The organism is Xanthobacter aminoxidans, from assembly GCF_043193615.1.
In the GTDB taxonomy this organism is placed as follows: domain Bacteria; phylum Pseudomonadota; class Alphaproteobacteria; order Rhizobiales; family Xanthobacteraceae; genus Xanthobacter; species Xanthobacter aminoxidans.
The window spans coordinates 1,229,803-1,251,465 of record NZ_JBAFUS010000001.1; the positions used below are offsets into that span (position 1 = coordinate 1,229,803).

Consider the following 21,663-nt stretch of genomic DNA (forward strand, 5'->3'; position numbering starts at 1 on the left):
GCGATCCGCCTTGAGGATCATTCATTGTAGATGATGATGGACAGGAACTTCGCCCGCTCATCCAGCAGCCGCTCGGGGCCATGAACCACATTGCCGGAGAAGGTGAAGGCGTCGCCCGGCTCCAGGATATAGGTCCGCTCGCCGAAGCGGTACTCCATCCGCCCCTGCAACATGTAGATGAATTCCGTTCCGGGATGGGAGAAGCGCGGCCAGGACAGGCTCTTCTTGTCCATCTCAATGAAGAAGGGTTCAAAGATCTTGCGCGGCCCACGGTCGTAGGAGAGCAGCCTGTAGGTGTGGCCGTGCTTGGTGCCCACCCGGACCACTTCCATCTGGTCCGCTCGCTTGATGAGCTGGGCCATGCCGTTCTGCTGGTCGGTCTCCTGAAACAGCTCGGCCATGCCGATGCCCAGCGCCTCGCACACCCGTTCCAGGGAATCGAGGCTAGCAGCGGCCGCGCCGTTCTCGATGCGGCTGAGCATGGCGCTGGAGATGCCGGCGCCCGCGCTCACTTCCGCCAGCGTCAGATTGGCGGATGCGCGGCGGTTGCGCAGCACGTTGCCGATGCGCTTTTCCAGCGGCACGCGGGCGGCGGACTGCTCGGAAGGGCCGAGGGCAGCCTCGGCGGATCTGGCGCGGCCGGGGGATTTCGCCTTCGTCACGGACTTCGTCGCCTCACCGGCCATTGGCAACGCTGGGACCTTTTCCGTCGATCCGGCCTGCGCGGATGCGCGCGCCGGCGCCTTCGCCTTCATGGCCATCACCAAACTCCCAAGGCCGTTACGTCAAGGGGAAAGCATAGCCGCGTGACGGTCCATTTGTAAGACCTTCCGCTAAGGAAAGAACTTGCGAATGCTGAATTTGCCTGTTGTCAGGCTGCAAAAATTATGCATCAAATGCATGAAATATAATTGCATATAATGCAATCACAGACGGCTCCAACGTAGCCGAACCTTCCAACGGGGATTAGTCATGACACTTGTGTCCAATGCCGAGCGGAGCGGCCACGCCTCCGTCGAGGATGCGACTGGCCTGCATCGGGCCATCGACTGGAAAGGGGCGTTCTGGATCGCCAGCGGCGTTCCGGCCCTTGTGCTTATCTCCATTGGCGGCATGGGCGCCACGGCGGGCAAGCTCGCCTTCCTGGTCTGGGCGCTCTCCGTGCTGATGGGCTTTGTCCAGGCCTATAGCTATGCAGAGATTGCCGGCCTGTTCGCCAACAAGTCGGGCGGCGCGGCCGTCTACGGGGCGGCGGCGTGGCTGCGCTATTCCAAGCTCACGGCCCCCCTGTCGGTGTGGTGCAACTGGTATGCCTGGTCGCCGGTGCTCTCGCTCGGCTGCGCGGTGGCGGCCGGCTATATCCTGAACGCGGTCGCGCCCCTTCCCGTCTTCACGCCCGAGTCGCCCGAGGTGATCGCCTGGCTGAAGATGGCGGCGCATGCGGCGGCCATTGACGGCAAGAGCGCAGAGGAGGCCGCCAAGGTGGCCATCGCCGCCCTCACCGAGGCCGGCACCCCGGCGCTGCGCGCCTTCAAGCTGGTCAGCTTCTCCTTCTTCGGCCTCGCCAATATCGAGATCGGCGCCACCTTCTTCATCGGTGCGGTACTCATGCTGGTGGCCTTCGCCATCCAGCATCGCGGCATTCTGGGCACCGCGCGGGTGCAGATGTGGATCGGCCTCCTCGTGGTGGTGCCCATGCTGATCGTCGGCGTGGTGCCCTTCCTCAACGGCTCGGTCCACGCCGCGAACTTTTCGCCTCTGCTGCCGCCTGCCGGCAGCTGGAGCAACGGCGGCTGGACGCAATTCTTCGGCGCCCTCTTCATCGCCGGCTGGTCCACCTATGCCTTCGAAACCGCGGTCTGCTACACGCGGGAGTTCAAGAACCCCGGCAGCGACACCAAGAAATCCATCATCTCCGCCGGCCTGCTGTGCGTGGTGCTCTACGCGTTGGTGGCCGCCACGTTCCAGGGCTATCTCGGGCTCGACGGCATGACCGCCCCCGACATCGTGGACGGCACCGGCGTCGCCGCCGCCATGGGCAACATGGTCGGCTCCGGCTCCCCCATCATCACCCACCTGCTGGAGATGATGATGATCCTGGCGCTGATCCTCGCCATCATGATGGCCATGGCCGGCTCCTCCCGCACCCTTTACCAGGGCGGCGTCGACGGCTGGCTGCCCAAGTTCCTCGCCCACACCAACGCGCATGGCGCCCCGACCCGCGCCATGTGGACCGACCTCGTCTTCAACCTGGGCCTGCTCACCTTCGCGGCGTCGGATGCGACCGCGTATTACCTTATCCTGTCCATTTCCAACGTGGGCTACATGCTGTTCATCTTCCTGAACCTGCAGGCCACCTGGATTCATCGCATCGACAGCCCGGACATTCCCCGCCCCTACCGGGCGCCCAACTGGCTGGTGGCCTTCAATGCGCTGCTCGGCTTCTTCAACCTGCTGCTCATGGGGGCGGGCGCCAAGGTGTGGGGCAATCCCAACGCGCTCTGGTACGGGCTCGCCTTCGCCCTGGTGATCATTCCGGTCTTCCTCTACCGGCACTATGTGCAGGACAAGGGGCGCTTCCCCGACCACATGCTGGTAGATCTCGACCTGAAGGGACAGGACCTCGGCGCCCGGCGGGCGGGCCTCCTGCCCTATCTCACCTTGGCGGCCGGTGCGGCGGTGGTGCTGTTCGGGCACTTCTATTTCCAGCTTCCCGGCTGAAGCCCCTAAGGCCCACAGGCTCCCGCGCCTACCGCGCGGGAGCCTTCAGACCTCGTAGCACGCAAGAGACCCGTGGGAGCAGAGACCTGTGGGAGCCAAGGGCGCCAAGCCGCGCATCTCATCCCCGGTCGAATATTGGATAAGACGGCATTCGTATGCAGGTTGGAACAGCTTACGAAGCTGACGGGCGGGTCCGAACGCCGCCCAGGATTTGACGGCCATCTCCCGCGCCCAGCCCCCGATCCTCGCTCGCGTACTCAGCGTCGCCAGCCAGGCCCCCTCCCTCACCACCTCATAGTCCGGCCCAGGACACATACACCTAGGTTATCCCACCAGTCGATGGTTCAGGCGCCGGACACGGATGTAGAATGTCCGCCGTCGCCCGCCCGTGGAATGCTTTCCACATCGATCGCGCCGGAAGCGCGCAGATCGGCTTCCCGGCGAGGTGGGCCATGCTTCTTTATACTTACGTTGCACTCGGCGGTGCGGTCGGATCCATCCTGCGCTTCGGATTGAACCGCTCGTTCACCCTCCTGTTCGGCAGCGCCCTGCCGTGGGGGACCATTCTCATCAACATCGCTGGCTCATTCACCATCGGCGCACTCGCGGCGACCTTCCAGGGCGCCGGGTCGTCCGCGCCGAACGAAGTCCGCCAGTTCCTGCTGGCGGGGCTGTGCGGCGGCTTCACCACGTTCTCGTCCTTCAGCCTCCAGACGCTCGACCTGCTCCAGGCCGGCGAGCCCGGGCGCGCGGCGCTCAACGTGGGCCTGTCAGTAACGCTCGGCCTGACCGCGGTGGCACTGGGCTTCATGCTTCCGGGCGCCGTCGCCACGGTCTCGCGAAGCGTCGGTGCGTGAAGATCCCGGTGGCGGGCTCCCATACCAGCATATCACCTCGCCATACCAAGTCCGCACCGCAACTTCCCCACGTCTTATGGCGAACTCAGCGCATCAGACGACAGTCTACAGCGATATTCGAAGGCACACTTCGAGGTGCGAAGCAACGCCGCGCGTTTTTCTCAGGCAAACCATAAAGGAGCAGTCATGACCACGTCCGACAACCTGCCCACTGGGTTCTATAGTGCCCTCGCCCAGGAAACCGCCACTGCCGAGCGCAATGTCTCGGCGAGCAATCCCGGGCCGAAGAACCGCGCCCTGATGGCGATCAACCCCAATTCGGATACGCCCCCGCCCACCGATCATGGCGTGGTCGAGCCCTTCTGGTACTCCTTCGATCTCACCCATCGCCGCATCCAGGACGGCGGCTGGACCCATCAGGTCACTTCCCGCGAGCTTCCGGTCTCCAAGGACATCGCAGGCGTCAACATGCGGCTGACCCGTGGCAGCTTCCGCGAGCTTCACTGGCACCTCGCGGACGAGTGGGCGATCATGCTCTCCGGCCGGGCGCGCGTGACGGTGTTCACGCCGGACGGCGCCATGTTCGTGGACGACGTGGGCGAAGGCGACCTCTGGCTCTTCCCTGCCGGCGCGCCGCATTCGATCCAGGCGCTGGGCGAGGACGGCTGCGAATTCCTGCTCGTCTTCAACCAGGGTGATTTCTCCGAAGAAAGCACCCTGCTTCTGTCCGACTGGCTCAAGCATACCCCGCCGGAGATACTGGAGAAGAACTTCGGCCTTGATGCTGACGCGATCGCCCGCCTGCCCAAGGGCGAGCCCCTCTATATCTTCTCCGCCGAGGAACCGACCAACATGCTCGCGCAGGACATTGCCGAAGTGGCGCGCCACGCGGAGACGCCGAAGGTGTCCTACACCTTCAAGGCGAGCACCATGACGCCCACGCGGGAGAGCGCTTCGGGCACCGTGAAGGTGATCGATTCCCGCAACTTCCCGGCCTCGCAGAAGATCGCATCCGCCATCGTCACCGTGAAGCCGGGCTGCATGCGCGAGCTGCACTGGCACCCCAACGGCAGCGAATGGCAATACTGGATCAAGGGGCGCGGCCGCATGACCGTATTCCCCGGCCAGGAGGCCGCCCGCACGATGGATTTCAGCTCCAACGACGTGGGCTTTGTCCAGAACATGGCCGGCCATTACATCGAGAATACGGGTGACGAGGATCTCGTGTTCCTGGAACTGTTCGTGGCCCCCGAGTTCCGCGACATCTCGCTGAACCGATGGCTGCGCGCCCTGCCGGAGCAGGTGGTGATGGACCACACCCACCTCACGGCCGAGGACATCCGCAAGATTCCCACCGGCCACCACCCCCTCCTTCCGTGACCCGAAAGGATGACCGGCGGTCTTCGGACCGCCGGCCGCCCCGTGCCTTGGGACCGCCGTGCACAGACGGCCGGCAGTAACGGCTCGATCCCGCCAGATCTTCGGCCACCCGTCCGAATAAATCCGCGAGGACGCAATGACGTTTCCTGCTCATCCGCCATCCCCGTCAGTCAGGCCGTTTCCGGCGACTCCTGCGCTGCCGACGTCCGCAATGGCCGCTGCCGTGCCGCTCGATCTCGCCCATCCGGCGGCTTTCGGGGCGGCCCTCACGGCTATCGCCGGATTTCTCGACGTTGTCGCCTATGTGACATTCAGCCATCTCTACGTTTCCTTCATGAGCGGGAACAGCATTCACCTTGGAATGTCTCTCGCGACATTGCGCGTTTCTGATATCGCGGCCATCAGCGGGGTCGTCGCGGCATTCGTCTTTGGCGCGGCGGCCGGGACACTGCTTCAGGATCACGCAGGCCCGCGCCTCCTGCCGCTCGCACTGGGCATCGAAGCCGGCCTTCTCCTCATCGCCGCCGCAGCGTCCAGCGTCACGCATTCCACGCTCTGCCTTCTGCCGGTCGCGATGGCCATGGGCCTGCAGAACGTGCTGCACCAGATGTCGGGCAAGACTTCAGTCGGCAAGGGCTTCGTCAGCGGCGCGCTGGTGCGCCTCGGCCAATCCATCGCCCGGCTGCGTTCGCGAGAGCCGGATCCGTCCGGCACGGCGACCCTTTTTGTGGGCTGGATGGCCTTCGTCGCCGGCGCGGCCGGCGGGGCGCTCCTGATCGCGCCGCTCGGCCTCGTCGCTTGCCTCCTGCTCGCGGCGGGCGTTCTGGTGGCGCTGCTGATCGCCGATTTCCTCTGTTATTGAAGTCGCTTGCACGCTCCACCGCGCTGCCGGCGGAAGACGCTCCACGCCGCGCCACGGCGCCGCCGCGTCACATCTCGCCGTGAACCGCCTTGACGCAGATCACCTCCCATGCGAATAGTGATCGAACGATAAATAAAAATCGTCCGGGAGGATTACATGATCTCAAGGAGAGGATTCCTGGGAGCGACGGCGGCTGCCGTCTCCTATGGCGCGCTGCCCGCGATGGCCCAGCAACAGCCCATTCGCATCGGCATGCTCACGATCAAATCCGGCGCCCTGGCCGCCGGCGGCCGGCAGATGGAGGACGGCTTCCGCCTGTTCCTGCGGGAGCGTGGAGACCGCGTCGCCGGGCGGCCGGTGGAATTCATCGTGGCCGACACGGGCGGCCAGCCGGCGCTTGCCAAGACGCGGGCGCAGGAGCTGGTGCAGCGGTCGGGCGTGCAGGTGGTGGTGGGGCCGGTCGCGGCCTTCGAGGCTCTGGCGATCAACGATTACTTGCAGGAGGCGGAGATTCCGTTCCTGTGCTGCTCGGCTGCTGCGGAAGATCTCACCCAGCGCCGCCTGAACCCCTGGTTCGTGCGCACCTCCTCCACCTCCGCCCAGCCGTGCCATCCGCTTGGCGACTATGTGGCGCGGGAGCTGAAGTACAAGAAGATCGTCGCCATCGCCGATGATTTCGCCTTCGGCCAGGAGCAGACCTCAGGTTTCCAGAGGACGTTCGAGGCGGCCGGCGGCACCCTCGTGAAGAAATTGTGGGCGCCCCTGAATGTCGCGGACTATGGCTCCTACATTTCGCAGATCGGCGAGCCCGATGCCGTCTTCGCCGCCTTCGCCGGGGCGAACGGCCTGCGCTTCCTGCGGCAGTATTCGGAATATGGCCTGAAGGGAAAAATCCCGCTCATCGGCTCCATGACCACGGTGGATGAGGGTGTGCTGCACAGCATGGGTGATGAGGCCATCGGCATCATCTCCGCCGGCTGGTATTCCGCCGCTCTGCCCGGCGAGGCCAACGCGCGCTTCGTCGACGCGCTGCGCAAACAGACGGGCGTCGATCCCGGCTTCTATTCAGAAGGCGCCTATTCGGCCGGCCTCGCGCTGGAGGCCGCGCTGAAGGCGGTGGACGGCAAAATCGAGGACAAGCAGGCGTTTATGAATGCCCTGCGCAAGGTGGATATCAAGGACGATCCGCGCGGGCCGTGGCGGCTCGACAGCTACGGCAATCCCATCGAGAATATCTACATCCGCAAGACGGAACGTCGCGACGGACGGCTGATGAATACGGTGATCAAGACCTACGAGAACGTCTCGCAGTTCTGGACCTACAAGCCGGAAGCCTTCCTCGCCGCGCCGGTCTACTCGCGCAGCGAGCCCACCCGGCTCTGAGCGCGCGACGCCCCGCGCCCCCCTGCCCACACTCTTGCGAGCACGGTTCCATGATCGTCGACGCCCATAACCACGTCATGCCGGAGGCCATCATCCGGCACCTCGAAAGCCGCGAGGATCTGTTCGGCGTGCGGGTCGACCGGGCGGAGGGCGCAACGCGCCTCGCCCACCGCGAAGGCTTCGCTTATCCCCTGTTCGAGGAGTTTCTCACCCCCGCCGCGAAGATCGAGGCGCTGGACCGCCGGGGCCTCGACGCCGCGATCATCTCGCCCTCGCCCACCCTGTTCTTCTACCGCGTTCCGCCGCAGGCGGAGGCGGAGTTTGTGCGGCGCCTCAACGACGAGATCGCGACCTTCGCCGCCGCTGCCCCCCAGCGACTGCGGCCCATGGGCACCCTGCCCATGCAGTCGCCCGACGCCGCAGTCGCCGAGATCGAGCGCATCGTCTCCGACCTCGGCATGCGATCGGTGATGATCGGCTGCCACATCGACGGCGCCGCCCTCTCCGAGCCGAAGTTCAGGCCCGTGCTGCGGCGTGCGGCGGAGCTCGGCGTGCTCATCCTCACCCATCCCTATTACTTCGGAGCCAAGGCCGGTTTCGAGAAATACTACCTCACGAACCTTGCCGGAAATCCGCTCGACACCGCCATCATGGCAGCAGACCTGATTTTTAGCGGGGTGATGGAGGAGCTTCCCGACCTGAAGGTCGCGCTCTCCCATGGCGGCGGCTTCCTGCCCTATCAGATCGGCCGGCTCGTCCACGGCTGGAAGGTGCGGCGCGAGGCGCAGACCATCGCGACCTCGCCCAAGGAGCTGTTCCGGCGTTTCTATTTCGACACCATCACCCATGATGCCGGGGCGCTCGCCTATCTCATCGATCTCGTCGGGCCGGAGCATGTGCTGCTCGGCACCGATATTCCCTTCGACATGGCGGACGAGACCGCGCTGGACACGCTCGATGCCGTGCCCGGCCTCTCCGCCGATGCGCGCGCCCGCATCACCGGCCTCAACGCCTGGGCACTGACCGGCGGCTGACCGCCGCATCCCGACGAAACGGAGACACACATGGCACTCACCCTGGAACCGGCTTCGGCCGGAACGCCCCGTCACGACCCCATCAAGGGCCTGTTCATCGACGGCCGCATGGTCGATCCCGGCCCGCGCGCACTCATGAACATCACCGCCCCGCGCGACGCCACCACCATCGCGCAGGTGATCGAGGCGAGCGCGGAGGATGTGGACCGCGCGGTCGCCAGCGCCGACGCGGCGTTCCGCTCCAAGGAGTGGCGCTCCATGTCGGTGCGCACCCGGGCGCGGCTGGTGAACAAGCTCGCCGACGTGATGGAAGCCCATCTCGACGAACTGTTCGAGCTGGAGACGCTGAACAACGGCCGCCCGGTGCGCGAGACCCGCGCCCAGCTCGCCCGCGTGCCCGACCTCTTCCGCTACAACGCCGGCCTCGCCATGGCGCGGCGCGACGATGTGATCCCGGTGGAGGGCGACTATCTCACCTACGCCCGCCGCCTGCCGGTGGGGGTCGTGGCCAATGTGACGCCCTTCAACCACCCGCTGCTGATTGCCTGCCGCAACCTCGCCCCGACCTTCGCCTCCGGCTGCACCACCGTGGTGAAGCCGTCCGAATACACGCCGCTGACCACGCTGCGCCTCGCCGAGATCTTCTCGGAAGCCGGCCTGCCGCCGGGCGTGTTCAACGTGGTGACCGGCCCCGGCGCCGTCACCGGGCGGGCGCTGTCGGAGCACCCCGGCATCCGCAAGCTGGTGCTCACCGGCGGCACGGAAGCCGGACGCCGGGCGGGCGCGGCCGCCGCCAGCAATTTCGCGCGCCAGACGCTGGAGCTGGGCGGCAAGACGCCGGTGGTGGTGTTCGACGATTTCGACCTCGACCAGGCGGTGAACTATGCCGCCTTCGGCGCCTTCGTCGGCGCCGGGCAGACCTGCGTCTGCGCCGCACGGCACATCGTGCAGCGCTCCATCTACGATGCGTTTGTCGAGAAGCTCGCGGCCAAGGCGAAGGCCATCGCCGTCGGCGACCCCTTTGACGCCGCAACCCAGATGGGGCCGGTGATCTCCGAGCGGCAGCGCGCACGTGTGCTGGAATTCGCCCGCATCGGCATCGAGGAGGGCGCGCGGCTGGTGGCGGGCGGGCGCGTGCCGCCGGCCCTAGCCAACAGCCACGGCTTCTATGTGGAGCCCACCGTTTTCGCCGACGTGGACCCGCGCATGCGCATCTTCCAGGAAGAGGTGTTCGGCCCGTTCACGGTGGTGACACCGTTCGACACCGAGGACGATGCCGTGCGCATCGCCAACGACAGCCCCTACGGCCTCGCCGCCGCCGTCCGCACCCGCGACATCGCCCGCGCCCATCGCGTGGCCGACCGCATCGAGGCCGGCATCGTCTGGATCAACGACCACCACCGCGTGGACGCCGCCTCGCCCTGGGGCGGCTTCAAGCTCTCGGGCATCGGCCGCGAGTTCGGGAAGGAGGCGTTCGACGCCTATTTCGACGTGAAGGCGGTGATGGTCAACGTGGGCGACCAGCCATTCGACTGGTTCGACATGAGCGCCCCCACCCAACGGCTGAACTGAAACCGCCCGCCCCCGCGGCGGCCCCTGGAGATGGCCTCCATGTTCTGGATCAACGGTTTCCTGAACAGCTTCGCGTTCGGCGCGATCCTGTTCCTGCTGGCGGTCGGGTTTTCCCTGATCTTCGGCCTCATGCGGGTCGCGAACCTCGCCCACGGCGCCCTGTTCATGCTGGGAGGCTATATCGCCACCTCCGCGGTGGGGCTGGGCTTCGCGGGGGCGGTGCTGGTGGCCGGGGCGGCATGCGCCGTGTTCGGCGGCATCCTCGAGCGCACGCTCATCCGCCGGCTGGCAGGGCGCGAGCTGGCGCAGGTGCTGGGCACGCTCGGCCTCGCCTTCATCATCGCCGACCAGTGTCTCCTCGTGTGGTCGGGCGACCCCATCGCCCAGCCAGCGCCGGAGGCGCTGCGCGGCGCGGTCGGGTTCGGCGGCATCGTCTTCCCCGCCTACCGGCTGGCTCTGGTGGCGTTGGCGCTGGTGGCATTCGTCGGCATCTGGGCACTGGTGGAGCGCACCACGCTGGGCGCCCGCATCCGCGCGGCGGTGGATGACCGGGAGATGGCGCGGGCCATGGGCATTCCCGTCTCGCGCCTGTTCACCACCGTCTTCTGCCTCGGCGCCGGGCTCGCCGGCATCGGCGGGGCGCTCGCGGCGCCCATCATGTCGGTCTATCCGGGCCTTGATTCCGAAATGCTGCCGCTGGCGCTCCTCGTGGTCATCCTTGGCGGCATCGGCTCGCTCACCGGTGCGCTGGCGGGCAGCCTCGTCATCGGCCTCGTCTACACTTTCGGGCAGATGCTTCTGCCCGATCTCGCCTACGTCATTCTGTTCCTGCCCATGGTGGTGGTGCTCGCCGTGCGGCCCCAGGGCTTCTTCGGGAGGCAAGCCGCATGAAAAACCCTGGCCTCAAGACCCTCGGTATCCTCCTCATCTGCGCGGCGGCGGTTCCCCTCGTGCTGCCAGGGCCGTTCTATCTGTCCATCGCCACGCAGGTTCTGGTCTACGGCCTGTTCGCGGTGAGCGTGAACCTCATCGCGGGCTATTGCGGCATGGTCTCCCTGGGCCACGCCGCCTTCCTCGGCATCGCCGGCTATGCCTTCGCGCTGCTGACGACCAGCACCGGCTGGCCGCTCTGGGCGGCGATCCCGGCGGCTGTGACGCTGTCGGTGGCGGCGGGCGCGCTGTTCGGCCTCGTGGCGCTGCGCACCTCAGGCCTGAGCTTTCTCATGATCACGCTCGCGCTGGGCCAGATCGTGTGGGGCATCGCCTTCCGCTACGTGGACCTCACCAATGGCGAGAACGGCATCTCCATGCCCCGCTTCCAGGGGCTGCTGGCCAGCGGCACGGGGCTTTACTACCTGTGCCTCGCGGTGACGGCGGGCTGCCTCGCGCTCGTCACCATCCTCGCCGGCTCGCCGCTCGGCGCCTCCATGCAAGGTGTGCGCGACCAGCCCCGGCGCATGAGCACGCTGGGCTATGACGTGTGGCGCATCCGCTATGCGGCCTATGTGCTCTCGGCGGGCATCGCCGGCATCGCGGGCGTGCTCTACATGCTGCTGTTCCGCTTCATCAGCCCGCACACGCTTTCTTTGACGGTCTCGTCGGAAGCGGTTCTGATGGTGATCGCTGGCGGGCTCGGCACCACCTTCGGCCCCGTCGTCGGCGCGGCGCTGGTGGTGCTGCTGAAGAATGTCGCCAGCGCCTATACGGATCGCTGGCCGACGCTGCTCGGCCTCATCTTCCTCTTCATCATCGTGGTGGTGCCCGAAGGCCTCCTGCCCGGCGCGCGGCGGCTGATGCGGACCTTCGGCAGCCGCCTGGCCACGCGGCGTGGCCCGACGCCCATTCCCGCCAGCCCCATCAAGGAGGCACGCCCGTGACAGCACTCCGGATCGACGATCTGCACAAGAGCTTCGGCGGCCTGCACGTCATCCAGGGCGTGAACTTCACCGTCGAGCCGGGCGAGCGGCGCCTCCTGCTTGGCCCGAACGGCGCGGGGAAGACCACGCTGTTCAACCTGATCGCCGGCGACCTCAGGCCCACCGCCGGCCAGATCCGCCTCGCCGACCAGGATGTGTCGGACCTGCCCACCTTCCGGCGCGCGGCGCGCGGCATCGGCCGCACGTTCCAGATCCTCACCCTGTTCGCCCGCGAGAGCGTGATCGGCAACGTCATCATGGCCCTGCTGGGTGGACGCCCGCAGCGCTGGAAGCCCTATGGCGCAGTGGCGACGGACCCCGTCTTAAGGCGCGAGGCGCTGGAGGTGCTGGCGCGGGTGCGGCTCGACACGCTGGCCGACCGGCCGGTGTCGGAGACTTCCTACGGCGAAAAGCGCCGGCTGGAGATCGCCATGGCACTGGCGCAGGCCCCGCGCATCCTCCTGATGGACGAGCCCCTGGCCGGCCTGTCGAAGGAGGAGCGCGGGACGGTGAGCGCGCTTCTCGCCGAGCTGCCACGTGACCTCACCATCCTGATGATCGAGCACGACATGGATGTCGCACTCGCCTTCGCCGAGAAGATCGCCCTCCTGCACTATGGCCGCCTGATCGTGGACGGCACGCGCGAGGAGGTGATCGCGGACCCGAGGACCAGGGAGGCCTATCTTGCCCAGTGACGCCGCGCTCTCGCTCTCGGCCCTCAACGCCTTCTACGGCGACAGCCACATCCTGCACGACGTCTCGCTGGAGGTGGCACCGGGGCGCATCCTTGCCCTGCTCGGACGCAACGGCGCGGGCAAGACCACCTGCATGAACGCCCTCGCCGGCCTTCTCCCCACCCGCACCGGGCGGATCGCGCTCAACGGGCGGGACATCTCCGCCTTCTCGCCCGAGGCCATCTGCCAGGCCGGGCTCGCGCTGGTGCCGCAGGGGCGGCGCATCTTCCGCAGCCTCAGCGTGGAGGAGAACCTCGCGGTCGCCCGCTGCCCCCGGCCGCCGGACGGGCGGGTGGCGTGGACGGACGAGGACATCTACGGCCTCTTCCCCCGCCTGAAGGAGCGGCGGCGGCATCCGGCCGGGCTCATGTCCGGCGGCGAGCAGCAGATGCTGGCCATCGGCCGCGCGCTGGTGACCGCGCCGCGCGTGCTGCTGATGGACGAGCCAACGGAAGGCCTCGCGCCGCAGATCGTCGCCGAGGTGGGCGGCATCGTCGGCCGGCTGCGCGCCGCCGGGCTGTCGGTGATCCTGGTGGAGCAGCACATGGCCTTCGCCCTGAAGCTCGCCGACGAGGTGGTGGTCATCAGCACCGGGCGGGTGGTGGACAAGGCCCCGGCTTCGGCCTTCCAGGCCGATCCGGCGCGGCTGGAGGAGCATCTGGGGGTTCACTGAGGGGCGCGAAGAATCGGCCCCTGACCTTCCGGCATCTCGTCGCAGGGTGATGAATCGCACGCGAGCCGTGCTAGGATTGATCGTCCGATAAAGACCGGGTGCCCCCATTGCCGTCCTCAAAAGCCCCCTCCCCCCAGCGTCGTCGCCTTTCCCCTGCGGACCGGGAGCGGGATATCGTGGCGGGGGCCGTGGCCTTCTTCGCCGAATTCGGTTTCGACGGGGCGACACGGGATCTGGCGCAGCGGCTCGGCATCACCCAGCCGCTGCTCTACCGCTATTTTCCCGGCAAGGATGCACTACTCGATCGGGTCTACCAGGAGGTTTACCAGAGCCGCTGGCAGAGCGAATGGGAAACCGCCATCGCCGACCGCTCCATCCCCATCGAGGAGCGCCTGAAGCGCTTCTACCGGGCGTATGCCGCCGTCATCCAGACCTATGAATGGGTGCGGTTGTTCATGTTCGCCGGGCTCAAGGGCCTCGACTTCAACAGCCGCTATCTCGCCTTCCTGCGCGCCCGGTTGTTCGAGCGCATGGTCATCGAGATCCGCGCCTCCAGCGGCCTCGACGAGACCGCCCCCGTGAGCGAGGAAGAGATCGAGCTCATCTGGTCGCTGCACGCGGGAATCTTCTACATCGGCGTGCGCAAGTTCATCTACGGCATGCCCATTCCCGCCGACCCCGAAGCCGACATCGACGTGAAGGTCAACGCCTTCCTGAACGGCGCCCCAGCGGCCTTCGCCTCGGTCATCGGCCCGGCCAAGCCTGCGCGCAAGAAAGCGGCGGTGCGGAAATAATCAATTGATAAATTAATTTGACGGCGGTCAAATTCCGCGTCACTATCTATCATCCGATAAATAATCGGACGGCGTCGCCCAGCCCGGCACAGACCGGCCAACGGCGATCCGACGCGACCACACGCAGGCTCGCGCGGGCCGGCCCTCGCACAGGCGAGCGGCCTGCCGCCTTTCAGGAGCCGAGGGAGGACACCATGCCAACGAACACCCCCGCCGCAGGTCCGGCGGAGCGCCCCACCATGCGCGCCGCGAAGCCCAAGCGCGCCGTCATCATCGGCGGCTCCATCTGCGGCCTCTTCGCCGCGCTCCTGCTGCGCAAGGCCGGCTGGGATGTGGCCGTCTTCGAGCGCATCGGCAGCGAGCTCGCCGGACGCGGCGCCGGCATCGTCACCCATCCCGAGCTGTTCGACGTGATCGGCAAGACCGGCCTCGACGTCACGGAGGCGCGGGTGGGTGTGGGTGTCAGCGGGCGGCGCGTGTTCGGGCCGGACGGACGCATCACCGGCCAGCTCGACCTGCCGCAGGTACTCACCTCCTGGGGCCACCTCTACCGCCTGCTGCGCTCCGCTCTGCCGGACGACAGCTATCACCACGGCCGTAACCTCGTCAGCGTCGAGGACGGGGCCGAGCGCGTGCGCGCGCACTTCGCCGACGGTACCGTGGAGGAGGCGGACCTGCTGGTGGGCACGGACGGCCTGTTCTCCACCGTGCGCGCCGCTTTCCTGCCGGAGGCCAAGCCCACTTATGCGGGCTATGTGGCCTGGCGCGGACTGGTGGATGAGAGCACGCTCTCGCCGGAAACCCGCGCCGCGCTGTGCGGCCACTTCTCCTTCAGCCTGCCCCCCGGCGAGCAGATGCTCGGCTATCCGGTGGCGGGCGCGGATGAGCAGCTGGACGAAGGCCACCGCCGCTACAATTTCGTCTGGTACCGGCCCGCCGCCAGCGACGGCCAGCTGGCCGAGTTGCTGACCGACGTGGATGGCACCCGGCATCCCCTCTCCATTCCCCCGCACCTCATCCGGCCCGAGGTGGTCGCGGGAATGCGCGCCGATGCTCACCGGCTGCTCGCGCCGCAGTTCGCCGAGGTGGTGGAGCGCACGCAGCAGCCTTTCCTGCAGGCGATCCAGGATCTGGAAAGCCCGCGCCTGCGACTGTCGCCCCATGTGGTGATCCTGGGCGATGCCGCTTTCGTCGCACGCCCCCACGTGGGCATGGGCGTGACCAAGGCGGCCGCGGATGCCGCCGCTCTCGCCGCTGCCCTCGCCGACAGTACGGACGTGGAAGCGGCGCTGGCCGCCTTCGAGGCCAAGCGCCTCGCCTTCGGCCGCGCCGTGGTGCAGCGGGCACGGCATCTCGGGGCCTATATGCAAGCGCAGATTCTCGACGAGGAGCAGCGCGCCCGCGCCGAGCGGCACCGGCACCCCGACGCCGTGATGAGCGAAACCGCCGTCGCCACGGGGCTTGCCGCATGAAGCCCGACGGCGCCTTCCCCCCTCGCCCGCACGCGCGGCCCCGCGATGCGGCCGCCCGCATCGAGGCCATCCGGCAGAACTCCAACTTCCGCCGCCTCGCCTCTATCCGCGCCCGGCTTGGCCTCTCCATGGCCGCGCTGATGGCAACGCTTTATTTCGCCTACATCCTCACCGTGGCGCTGAAGCCCAGCGCTCTCGGCACGCCGGTGCTGCCGGATGCGGTCTCCACCTGGGGCATCGTCGCAGGCGTCGGCCTGCTCGGCCTCGGCTTCGTGCTGACCGCGATCTACGTCGCCGTCGCCAACCGCACCTTCGACCGCCTCACCCGGAATCTCAGGGAGGAGGTGCAATGAGACTGTCTACGCTCAACCGTGCGGCCCTCGCCGCCATCTTGACTGGCTGCGCCGCCAGCCCGGCCTGGGCCGCCGGCGCCATCGAAGGCGGTACCCGCCAGCCCATCAATTCCGTGGCGATCAGCCTCTTCCTGCTGTTCGTGGCGGTCAGCTTGGGCGTCACCTGGTGGGCGGCCCGCAAGGGCACCGGCGGCGCGCAGGATTATTACGCCGCCGGCGGCGGCCTCAGCGGCTTCAAGAACGGCCTCGCCATCGCCGGCGACTACACCTCCGCCGCGACCTTCCTCGGGGTGACGGCGCTGGTCTACACCTCCGGCTATGACGGGATGATCTACGCCATCGGGTTCCTCGTGGGCTTCCCGATGATCCTGTTCCTCATCGCCGAGCCGCTGCGCAATCTCGGGCGCTACACCTTCGCGGACGTGGCGGCCTATCGGCTCTCGGAAGTGCCGGTGCGGGTGGTGGCGGCCACCAACACGCTGGTGATTGTGCTGCTCTACCTCATCGCCCAGATGGTGGGGGCGGGCAAGCTCATCGAGCTGCTGTTCGGCCTGCCCTATTGGGTGGCGGTGGGCCTCGTGGGCCTGCTGATGATGGCCTATGTCACCTTCGGCGGCATGCTCGCCACCACCTGGGTGCAGATCATCAAGGCCGTGCTGCTGCTTACCGGCTCGGTGGTGATGTCCCTGCTCATCCTCGGCCATTTCGGCTTCAGCCTGGAGGCACTGTTCGCCCGCGCCGCGGCGCTGCACCCCAAGGGCGCGGCCATCATGGCGCCGGGCGGGTTGGTGAAGGATCCCATCTCGGCCATTTCGCTGGGCGTGGCCCTCGTGTTCGGCACCGCCGGGCTACCGCACATCCTGATGCGCTTCTTCACCGTGGCGGATGCCCGGCAGGCGCGCACCTCCGTGCTGGTGGCGACCGGCTTCATCAGCGTCTTCTACACGCTGCTGTTCGTGCTCGGCTTTGGCGCCATCGCCTTCGTGATGTCGGATCCGAGCTTCAAGGACGCGACCGGCGCTGTGGTGGGCGGCACCAACATGGTGGCCCTGCACCTCGCCAACGCGCTCGGTGGCTCGGTGCTGCTCGGCTTCATCTCGGCCGTGGCCTTCGCCACCATCCTTGCGGTGGTGTCAGGCCTCACCATCGCCGGGGCGTCGGCGGCCAGCCACGATCTTTATGCCCGCGTCATCCGGCGCGGCAAGGCCTCGGAACAGGAGGAGGTGCGGGTCTCCAAGGCGGCTGCGGTGGTCATCAGCCTGCTCGCCATGGCCCTCGGGCTCCTGTTCGAGAACCAGAACATCGCCTTCATGGTGGGCCTCGTCTTCGCCATCGCGGCGAGCGCGAACTTCCCCGTCATCGTGCTGTCGGTGTCCTGGCCCGGCCTCACCACGCGCGGCGCCGTCACCGGCTCGGTGACCGGCCTCGTGGTCGCCCTCGTGCTTGTGGCGCTGAGCCCCAGCGTGTGGACGACCACGCTGAAGCTCGGCCCCGCACCCTTCCCCTATGACAATCCCGCGCTGTTTTCCGTGCCGCTCGCCTTCCTGGTCTCGATCGTCATCTCGCTGGCGGATCGCAGCACGGCGGCCGAGCGCGTGCGCGCGGCCTTCACCGCCCAGCACGTGCGGGCGCAGACCGGCTTCGCGGTGGACTGAAACGCCAGACAGACAGGGAAAAACCCAATGAACATCAGCACCAACGCCACCTACGCTAATATCGAGGCGCCCCTTGCATGGCCCGAGGCCCTGCGGGCGGATCTGCATGCCAGCCGCGGCAACGGCCGCGTCGGCAGCCGCCTCGTCTCGCAGAGCGACCGCGTGCGGGTGTGGCATCTCGCCCTCAAGCCCGGCGAGCGCATCGGCTTCCACACCCATGTGCTCGACTATTTCTGGACAGCGGTGACCGGCGGTCGCGCCCGATCCCATTATGCGGACGGGCGAGTGGCCGAAGTGACGTATGAGGCCGGCGACACCAAGCACCACCATTTCGGCCCGGGCGAGTTCATGATGCATGACCTCACCAATATCGGGGACACCGAACTGGTGTTCACCACCGTCGAGTTCCTGGACAGCGACAACCCGCCGCTCAAGGTCGACTGAATCGCGGGCTGGTCGCTGACCGCAGCGGGAAAGACCCGGACAAATAGAAAAGGGGCCGCCGAAGCGGCCCCTTTTTTTCTCATGGCGGACGGCGCGCGTCAGTTGTCGTCGGCGTCGTGGGCGGGGCCGGACTGGGCGTTGCCGATCTCGAAGGGGCGCTCGGAGACGTAGTAGGGGCCGGGGGTGCCGAAGGCGCTGGGACGCTCGAGGCGACGCTCCTCGCGGGCCACGGCCGCCGGGGAGGTCGGGAACAGGCTCCCCTGCGCGGAGACCGCATACTGCTCCACGTTCTCCTTCTGGATGGTCGGGTCGGCGAAGGCCGAACCCACGGACGAGACGAGCACCACGGCGACACCGGCGGCGAGGACAGTAGACTTGATGGACATGGCAAGCACTCCGTTGTTGATGAAATGAATTTAGAAGATGCTGCCGAGCACGAATATTATCCCGTAATTTAATCTTCTCATATGCTTCGATAGATCCGTATACGTGGGTATGACCTCCGATCTCCGAAACGAGAGCCGCACCGGACTGCGCCCGTCGCCGGAGCGCCAACGGCGCGAGGCCGGCGCGTTGCCACACCGGCCTCTGGCCATTCGGATCGAAAGGAGACGAGCGCGCGTCGCGCCTGCGCGCAGTGCTAGGCCTGATGCGCGGAGCCGAGGGCGCGCGCAGGCGCCGCAACGCCGTGTGGCGTGCGGACCATCTGTTCCGACCTCCAGCGATGCGGGGTCGTGGCGGCGAAACGCCGGAAGACGGTGGTGAAGTGGGCCTGGGTCTGGAAGCCGACGCTGAAGGCGACCTGCGCCAGCGGCTCATCGCTTTCCATCATGAGCTTCTGGGCGCGCTCCACGCGCAGCCGCAGCAGATATTCGTGCGGCTTGACGCCCGTCGAGATGCGGAACTGCGCGGCGAAATGCATCCGGCTGAGCCCCGCAACGCGGGCCATCTCAGCCAGCGTTAGGGCCTCCCAATAGTGCTCCTCCATGAAGGACAGCACCCGCTTGAGGCGCCACGCCACCAGTCCGGACCGGGCGCGCGCCGGCTTCGGAGCCGGCATAGCCCGGTCATCAGGCGCTGGGTGCGGCGCAAGAAGCTTGAGGCGCCGGACCTCGGCATTGAGGTCCGCATGGGCCTGCGCCGGAAGTACGGCGTCTGCGGCGGATGGCGCGGCATGGAACGACATGCTGGAGACCCCGAATGCTGAAGGGCGGTTCGGCGCAGTTCCTCCGCGGAGCCCGGACCGGCACCGGCGCGTGAGCTGCGGTACCGAGCCGTTCCGGCGGAAAGACTTGCGCTTCGCCGATTGGAAACCCAGCATCCGCGACCGGCGTCTTTTGCTCCATTCTACTTGGGGTTCGGCGCTCATATGATCGGGTGCGCGCGGGCATACCTTGGTATAGGCGGCTAGACTTTGCGTTTAGCGGGCTTGAGCCGACCGCCCGTTTTTGCTGCACTACTGCCTCGCGAGCCGGCAAACGCGCCGTTCAAACTGGCAAGATCGAGGTATATGTCGGTGATACCGAAGCACGACGCCGGGCAGCCGGCAGCCGCACAACAGACGTCCGACCGCTGCGCTCCGGCACATCGCCAGGCGCAAACCACACTCTCGAGGGCATGATGTCGGGTCTGGCCGGTCCCTTGTCCAGCAACAGTGCGGATGCCCCCGCCCGGGGGTGGACCGGCTGGGTCCTTGTCGCACTGCTGTGTCTCTCGATCTTCCTGGTGGATACGCTCTCGCCGCTCGATATGGCCATTGCCGTGCTCTACGTGGTCGTTGTGCTCTTGAGCGCGGGCCTGTTCGGGCGCACGGGGCTGCTGGTCGTCGCCGGGGCCTGCGTCATGCTGACGATGTTGAGCTTCGTCATCATGCACGCCACCGACTACAACATCTCCTCCACCATGCGGTGCTTCGTCAGCGTCGCCGCCATCACAGTCACCACCGTTCTCTCGCTGCGCAACCAGCAGGCCACGGGCGCGCTGAGGGAACAGGCCGCGCTGCTCGATCTCTCCCACGATGCCATCTTCGTGCGGAACCTCGCCGACACGATCGTCTACTGGAACCACGGTGCCGAGCAGCTTTACGGCTGGACCCGGGCCGAGGCCCTGGGGCAGCAGGCCGGCGCGCTGCTGAAGACCGTCTTTCCGTCCTCCCGCGCGGACATCATGGGCATCCTGCTCAAGACCGGGCAATGGGAGGGCGAGATCGTCCAGACCACCCGCGACGGGCGCAAGCTGGTCTGCACGAGCCGCTGGTCGCTCCAGCGCGATGTGCGCGCGCGGCCCATGGGCACCATGGAGACCAACCACGACATCACCGAGCGGCAGAAGGCCGAGCAGGAGCTGAATCAGGTCCGGAGCGACCTTGCCCATGTCACCCGCGTCAGCACCATGGGCGAACTCACCGCCTCCATCGCCCACGAGGTCAACCAGCCGCTCGCGGCGGTGGTGACCAATGGCGAGGCCTGCCTGCGGTGGCTGCGCCGTCCGGTGGCCGACCTCGGCGAGGCGGCAGCCTCCGTCACCCGCATGATCGCGAACGCCCGCCGCGCCAGCGAGGTGGTGGAGCGGCTGCGCGCCTTCGCCCGGCGCGGAGAACCGCTGCGCGACGCGCTCGACAGCGCCGAGCTGGTGGAGGATTGCGTGCTGCTGCTGGAGCGGGAGCTGTCGAACCACCGCGTCAGGCTCGAACTCGCCCTCACTCCCGATTTGCCGCGCATCGAAGGCGACCGCATCCAACTGCAGCAGGTGCTCATCAATCTGGTCCTCAACGCCATCCAGGCCATGGACGAGGTGCCCGAGGGCCAGCGTGTCCTGAACATCCGCAACGCGATCGAAACACCGCCGTGGTCGATGGACGGCGCTGCGGAGCTGACCATTTTCGTGCGCGATACTGGACCGGGGATCTCGCCGGACGTGTTCGCCTCCCTGTTCTCGCCCTTCGTTTCCACGAAGCAGGATGGGATGGGCCTCGGCCTCTCCGTCTCCCGCTCGATCGCGCAGGCCCATGGCGGCCGGATCGACGCCACGCCTCACCCCGAGGGGGGAATGTGCTTCACCCTCACCATGCCCCTTGCGAGCACGCCCCCCTCATCCAACACCAGGGACAACCGCCCGTGACCAGTCGACCGCTGACCCGCCCGGCGCAGCCCCCGAGCGCCCCCATCGTGATCGTCGTGGACGATGACGCCAGCCTGCGCGACGCGCTGTCCAGCCTGTTCCGCTCCATCGGCCTCGAGGTGGCGCTCTTCGCCTCCGCCGCCGAGCTTCTGGCCGCCAAGCTGCCGGATGCGCCGCGCTGCCTGGTCCTGGATATCCGCCTGCCGGGCGTGAGCGGGCTCGACTTCCAGGCGCAGCTGGCACGCTCCGACATGGAGCTGCCTATCATCTTCATGACCGGGCATGGCGACATTCCCATGAGCGTGCGCGCCATGAAGGCGGGCGCGGTGGACTTCCTCACCAAGCCGTTCCGCGATCAGGACATGCTGGATGCGGTCTCCGCCGCCATCGAGATCGACCGGGGCCGCCGCGCCGAGCGCGCCTCCTCCTCGAAGCTGCGCGCGCTTTACGACACGCTGACCGAGCGCGAGCGGCAAATCATGGCGCTGGTGACCTCCGGCCTCATGAACAAGCAGGTCGCTGCCGAGGTGGGACTGAGCGAAATTACCGTGAAGATTCATCGCGGTAACGTCATGCGCAAGATGGAGGCCCACTCCCTCGCGGATCTGGTCCGGATGGCGGAGGCCCTGGGGCTCAGTGCGAAAAGCTAGAGTTGCAAACGTCTGTATGATTACGGGTTGGGCAGGCGGCAGG

21 protein-coding genes are annotated in these 21,663 nt (G+C 67.2%); 18 read left to right on the forward strand and 3 right to left on the reverse strand.

The features are described from left to right. Window positions 1-17 precede the first annotated feature (17 nt). Entirely contained in the window at window positions 18-761 is a 744-nt protein-coding gene (locus V5F74_RS05570) for a helix-turn-helix domain-containing protein (RefSeq protein ID WP_394006745.1), read from the reverse strand. Between the two features lie 211 nt (window positions 762-972). On the opposite strand from V5F74_RS05570, the gene V5F74_RS05575 reads away from it, so the two are divergent. The 16 genes from V5F74_RS05575 (at window position 973) to V5F74_RS05650 (ending at window position 17,850) form a co-directional block, all read left to right on the forward strand. After that, a complete protein-coding gene (locus V5F74_RS05575) occupies window positions 973-2,721 on the forward strand; it encodes an APC family permease (protein ID WP_394006746.1) in 1,749 nt (582 codons plus the stop codon). Window positions 2,722-3,089: 368 nt separating this feature from the next. Further along, window positions 3,090-3,578: a fluoride efflux transporter CrcB gene (crcB, locus tag V5F74_RS05580; RefSeq protein ID WP_394006748.1), complete on the forward strand. Its 489-nt coding sequence runs from the start codon at window positions 3,090-3,092 to the stop codon at window positions 3,576-3,578. A gap of 186 nt (window positions 3,579-3,764) precedes the next feature. After that, window positions 3,765-4,958 carry a cupin domain-containing protein gene (locus tag V5F74_RS05585; RefSeq protein ID WP_394006750.1) on the forward strand — a complete coding sequence of 398 codons (1,194 nt, stop codon included), beginning with the start codon at window positions 3,765-3,767 and terminating at the stop codon, window positions 4,956-4,958. A 223-nt stretch (window positions 4,959-5,181) separates the two neighbouring features. After that, complete coding sequence (locus tag V5F74_RS05590) at window positions 5,182-5,820, forward strand: DUF1275 family protein (RefSeq protein ID WP_038194545.1); 639 nt, start codon at window positions 5,182-5,184, stop codon at window positions 5,818-5,820. A gap of 156 nt (window positions 5,821-5,976) precedes the next feature. Next, on the forward strand, window positions 5,977-7,203 hold the full coding sequence (locus V5F74_RS05595; protein ID WP_374250516.1) for an ABC transporter substrate-binding protein: 1,227 nt from the start codon (window positions 5,977-5,979) through the stop codon (window positions 7,201-7,203). Window positions 7,204-7,253: 50 nt separating this feature from the next. Then, window positions 7,254-8,237, forward strand: a complete 984-nt coding sequence (locus V5F74_RS05600) for an amidohydrolase family protein (protein WP_394006752.1) — start codon at window positions 7,254-7,256, stop codon at window positions 8,235-8,237. Window positions 8,238-8,267: 30 nt separating this feature from the next. Further along, window positions 8,268-9,809, forward strand: a complete 1,542-nt coding sequence (locus V5F74_RS05605) for an aldehyde dehydrogenase (RefSeq protein ID WP_394006754.1) — start codon at window positions 8,268-8,270, stop codon at window positions 9,807-9,809. Window positions 9,810-9,848: 39 nt separating this feature from the next. Further along, window positions 9,849-10,700, forward strand: a complete 852-nt coding sequence (locus tag V5F74_RS05610; RefSeq protein ID WP_250166881.1) for a branched-chain amino acid ABC transporter permease — start codon at window positions 9,849-9,851, stop codon at window positions 10,698-10,700. Continuing rightward, entirely contained in the window at window positions 10,697-11,686 is a 990-nt protein-coding gene (locus tag V5F74_RS05615; RefSeq protein ID WP_394006756.1) for a branched-chain amino acid ABC transporter permease, read from the forward strand. The genes V5F74_RS05610 and V5F74_RS05615 overlap by 4 nt, the downstream gene beginning before the upstream one ends. Further along, a complete protein-coding gene (locus V5F74_RS05620; RefSeq protein ID WP_394006758.1) occupies window positions 11,683-12,420 on the forward strand; it encodes an ABC transporter ATP-binding protein in 738 nt (245 codons plus the stop codon). Before V5F74_RS05615 ends, V5F74_RS05620 begins: the two co-directional genes overlap by 4 nt. Then, a complete protein-coding gene (locus tag V5F74_RS05625) occupies window positions 12,410-13,132 on the forward strand; it encodes an ABC transporter ATP-binding protein (protein WP_394006760.1) in 723 nt (240 codons plus the stop codon). Before V5F74_RS05620 ends, V5F74_RS05625 begins: the two co-directional genes overlap by 11 nt. 176 nt (window positions 13,133-13,308) lie before the next feature. Then, complete coding sequence (locus V5F74_RS05630; RefSeq protein ID WP_348550882.1) at window positions 13,309-13,926, forward strand: TetR/AcrR family transcriptional regulator; 618 nt, start codon at window positions 13,309-13,311, stop codon at window positions 13,924-13,926. 239 nt (window positions 13,927-14,165) lie between these two features. Next, entirely contained in the window at window positions 14,166-15,398 is a 1,233-nt protein-coding gene (locus V5F74_RS05635) for an FAD binding domain-containing protein (RefSeq protein WP_029557469.1), read from the forward strand. Further along, window positions 15,395-15,751: a DUF485 domain-containing protein gene (locus tag V5F74_RS05640; protein ID WP_081837628.1), complete on the forward strand. Its 357-nt coding sequence runs from the start codon at window positions 15,395-15,397 to the stop codon at window positions 15,749-15,751. Before V5F74_RS05635 ends, V5F74_RS05640 begins: the two co-directional genes overlap by 4 nt. Next, on the forward strand, window positions 15,748-17,406 hold the full coding sequence (actP, locus tag V5F74_RS05645) for a cation/acetate symporter ActP (protein ID WP_250166886.1): 1,659 nt from the start codon (window positions 15,748-15,750) through the stop codon (window positions 17,404-17,406). Before V5F74_RS05640 ends, actP begins: the two co-directional genes overlap by 4 nt. A 27-nt stretch (window positions 17,407-17,433) precedes the next feature. Next, window positions 17,434-17,850 carry a hypothetical protein gene (locus V5F74_RS05650; protein ID WP_250166887.1) on the forward strand — a complete coding sequence of 139 codons (417 nt, stop codon included), beginning with the start codon at window positions 17,434-17,436 and terminating at the stop codon, window positions 17,848-17,850. A 98-nt stretch (window positions 17,851-17,948) separates the two neighbouring features. On the opposite strand, the gene V5F74_RS05655 is transcribed toward V5F74_RS05650, so the two are convergent. Both V5F74_RS05655 and V5F74_RS05660 read right to left on the reverse strand, forming a co-directional pair. Further along, window positions 17,949-18,236, reverse strand: coding sequence for a hypothetical protein (locus V5F74_RS05655; protein ID WP_250166888.1), 288 nt, complete (start codon window positions 18,234-18,236; stop codon window positions 17,949-17,951). Between the two features lie 254 nt (window positions 18,237-18,490). Further along, window positions 18,491-19,036, reverse strand: coding sequence for a helix-turn-helix domain-containing protein (locus V5F74_RS05660; RefSeq protein ID WP_394006763.1), 546 nt, complete (start codon window positions 19,034-19,036; stop codon window positions 18,491-18,493). A 455-nt stretch (window positions 19,037-19,491) separates the two neighbouring features. Here V5F74_RS05660 and V5F74_RS05665 point away from each other — a divergent pair, with 455 nt between their 5' ends. After that, entirely contained in the window at window positions 19,492-20,970 is a 1,479-nt protein-coding gene (locus V5F74_RS05665; protein ID WP_394006765.1) for a sensor histidine kinase, read from the forward strand. Between the two features lie 11 nt (window positions 20,971-20,981). Then, complete coding sequence (locus V5F74_RS05670) at window positions 20,982-21,620, forward strand: response regulator transcription factor (protein WP_394007478.1); 639 nt, start codon at window positions 20,982-20,984, stop codon at window positions 21,618-21,620. Window positions 21,621-21,663: the final 43 nt, after the last annotated feature.

What these genes read in the sequence shown, in the direction of transcription:
- V5F74_RS05570 (WP_394006745.1), bottom strand. Translation starts at nt 761, where the DNA reads ATGGCCATGAAGGCGAAGGCGCCGGCGCGCGCATCCGCGCAGGCCGGA.
- V5F74_RS05575 (WP_394006746.1), top strand. Translation starts at nt 973, where the DNA reads ATGACACTTGTGTCCAATGCCGAGCGGAGCGGCCACGCCTCCGTCGAG.
- crcB (WP_394006748.1), top strand. Translation starts at nt 3,090, where the DNA reads ATGTCCGCCGTCGCCCGCCCGTGGAATGCTTTCCACATCGATCGCGCC.
- V5F74_RS05585 (WP_394006750.1), top strand. Translation starts at nt 3,765, where the DNA reads ATGACCACGTCCGACAACCTGCCCACTGGGTTCTATAGTGCCCTCGCC.
- V5F74_RS05595 (WP_374250516.1), top strand. Translation starts at nt 5,977, where the DNA reads ATGATCTCAAGGAGAGGATTCCTGGGAGCGACGGCGGCTGCCGTCTCC.
- V5F74_RS05600 (WP_394006752.1), top strand. Translation starts at nt 7,254, where the DNA reads ATGATCGTCGACGCCCATAACCACGTCATGCCGGAGGCCATCATCCGG.
- V5F74_RS05605 (WP_394006754.1), top strand. Translation starts at nt 8,268, where the DNA reads ATGGCACTCACCCTGGAACCGGCTTCGGCCGGAACGCCCCGTCACGAC.
- V5F74_RS05610 (WP_250166881.1), top strand. Translation starts at nt 9,849, where the DNA reads ATGTTCTGGATCAACGGTTTCCTGAACAGCTTCGCGTTCGGCGCGATC.
- V5F74_RS05615 (WP_394006756.1), top strand. Translation starts at nt 10,697, where the DNA reads ATGAAAAACCCTGGCCTCAAGACCCTCGGTATCCTCCTCATCTGCGCG.
- V5F74_RS05635 (WP_029557469.1), top strand. Translation starts at nt 14,166, where the DNA reads ATGCGCGCCGCGAAGCCCAAGCGCGCCGTCATCATCGGCGGCTCCATC.
- V5F74_RS05640 (WP_081837628.1), top strand. Translation starts at nt 15,395, where the DNA reads ATGAAGCCCGACGGCGCCTTCCCCCCTCGCCCGCACGCGCGGCCCCGC.
- actP (WP_250166886.1), top strand. Translation starts at nt 15,748, where the DNA reads ATGAGACTGTCTACGCTCAACCGTGCGGCCCTCGCCGCCATCTTGACT.
- V5F74_RS05650 (WP_250166887.1), top strand. Translation starts at nt 17,434, where the DNA reads ATGAACATCAGCACCAACGCCACCTACGCTAATATCGAGGCGCCCCTT.
- V5F74_RS05655 (WP_250166888.1), bottom strand. Translation starts at nt 18,236, where the DNA reads ATGTCCATCAAGTCTACTGTCCTCGCCGCCGGTGTCGCCGTGGTGCTC.
- V5F74_RS05660 (WP_394006763.1), bottom strand. Translation starts at nt 19,036, where the DNA reads ATGTCGTTCCATGCCGCGCCATCCGCCGCAGACGCCGTACTTCCGGCG.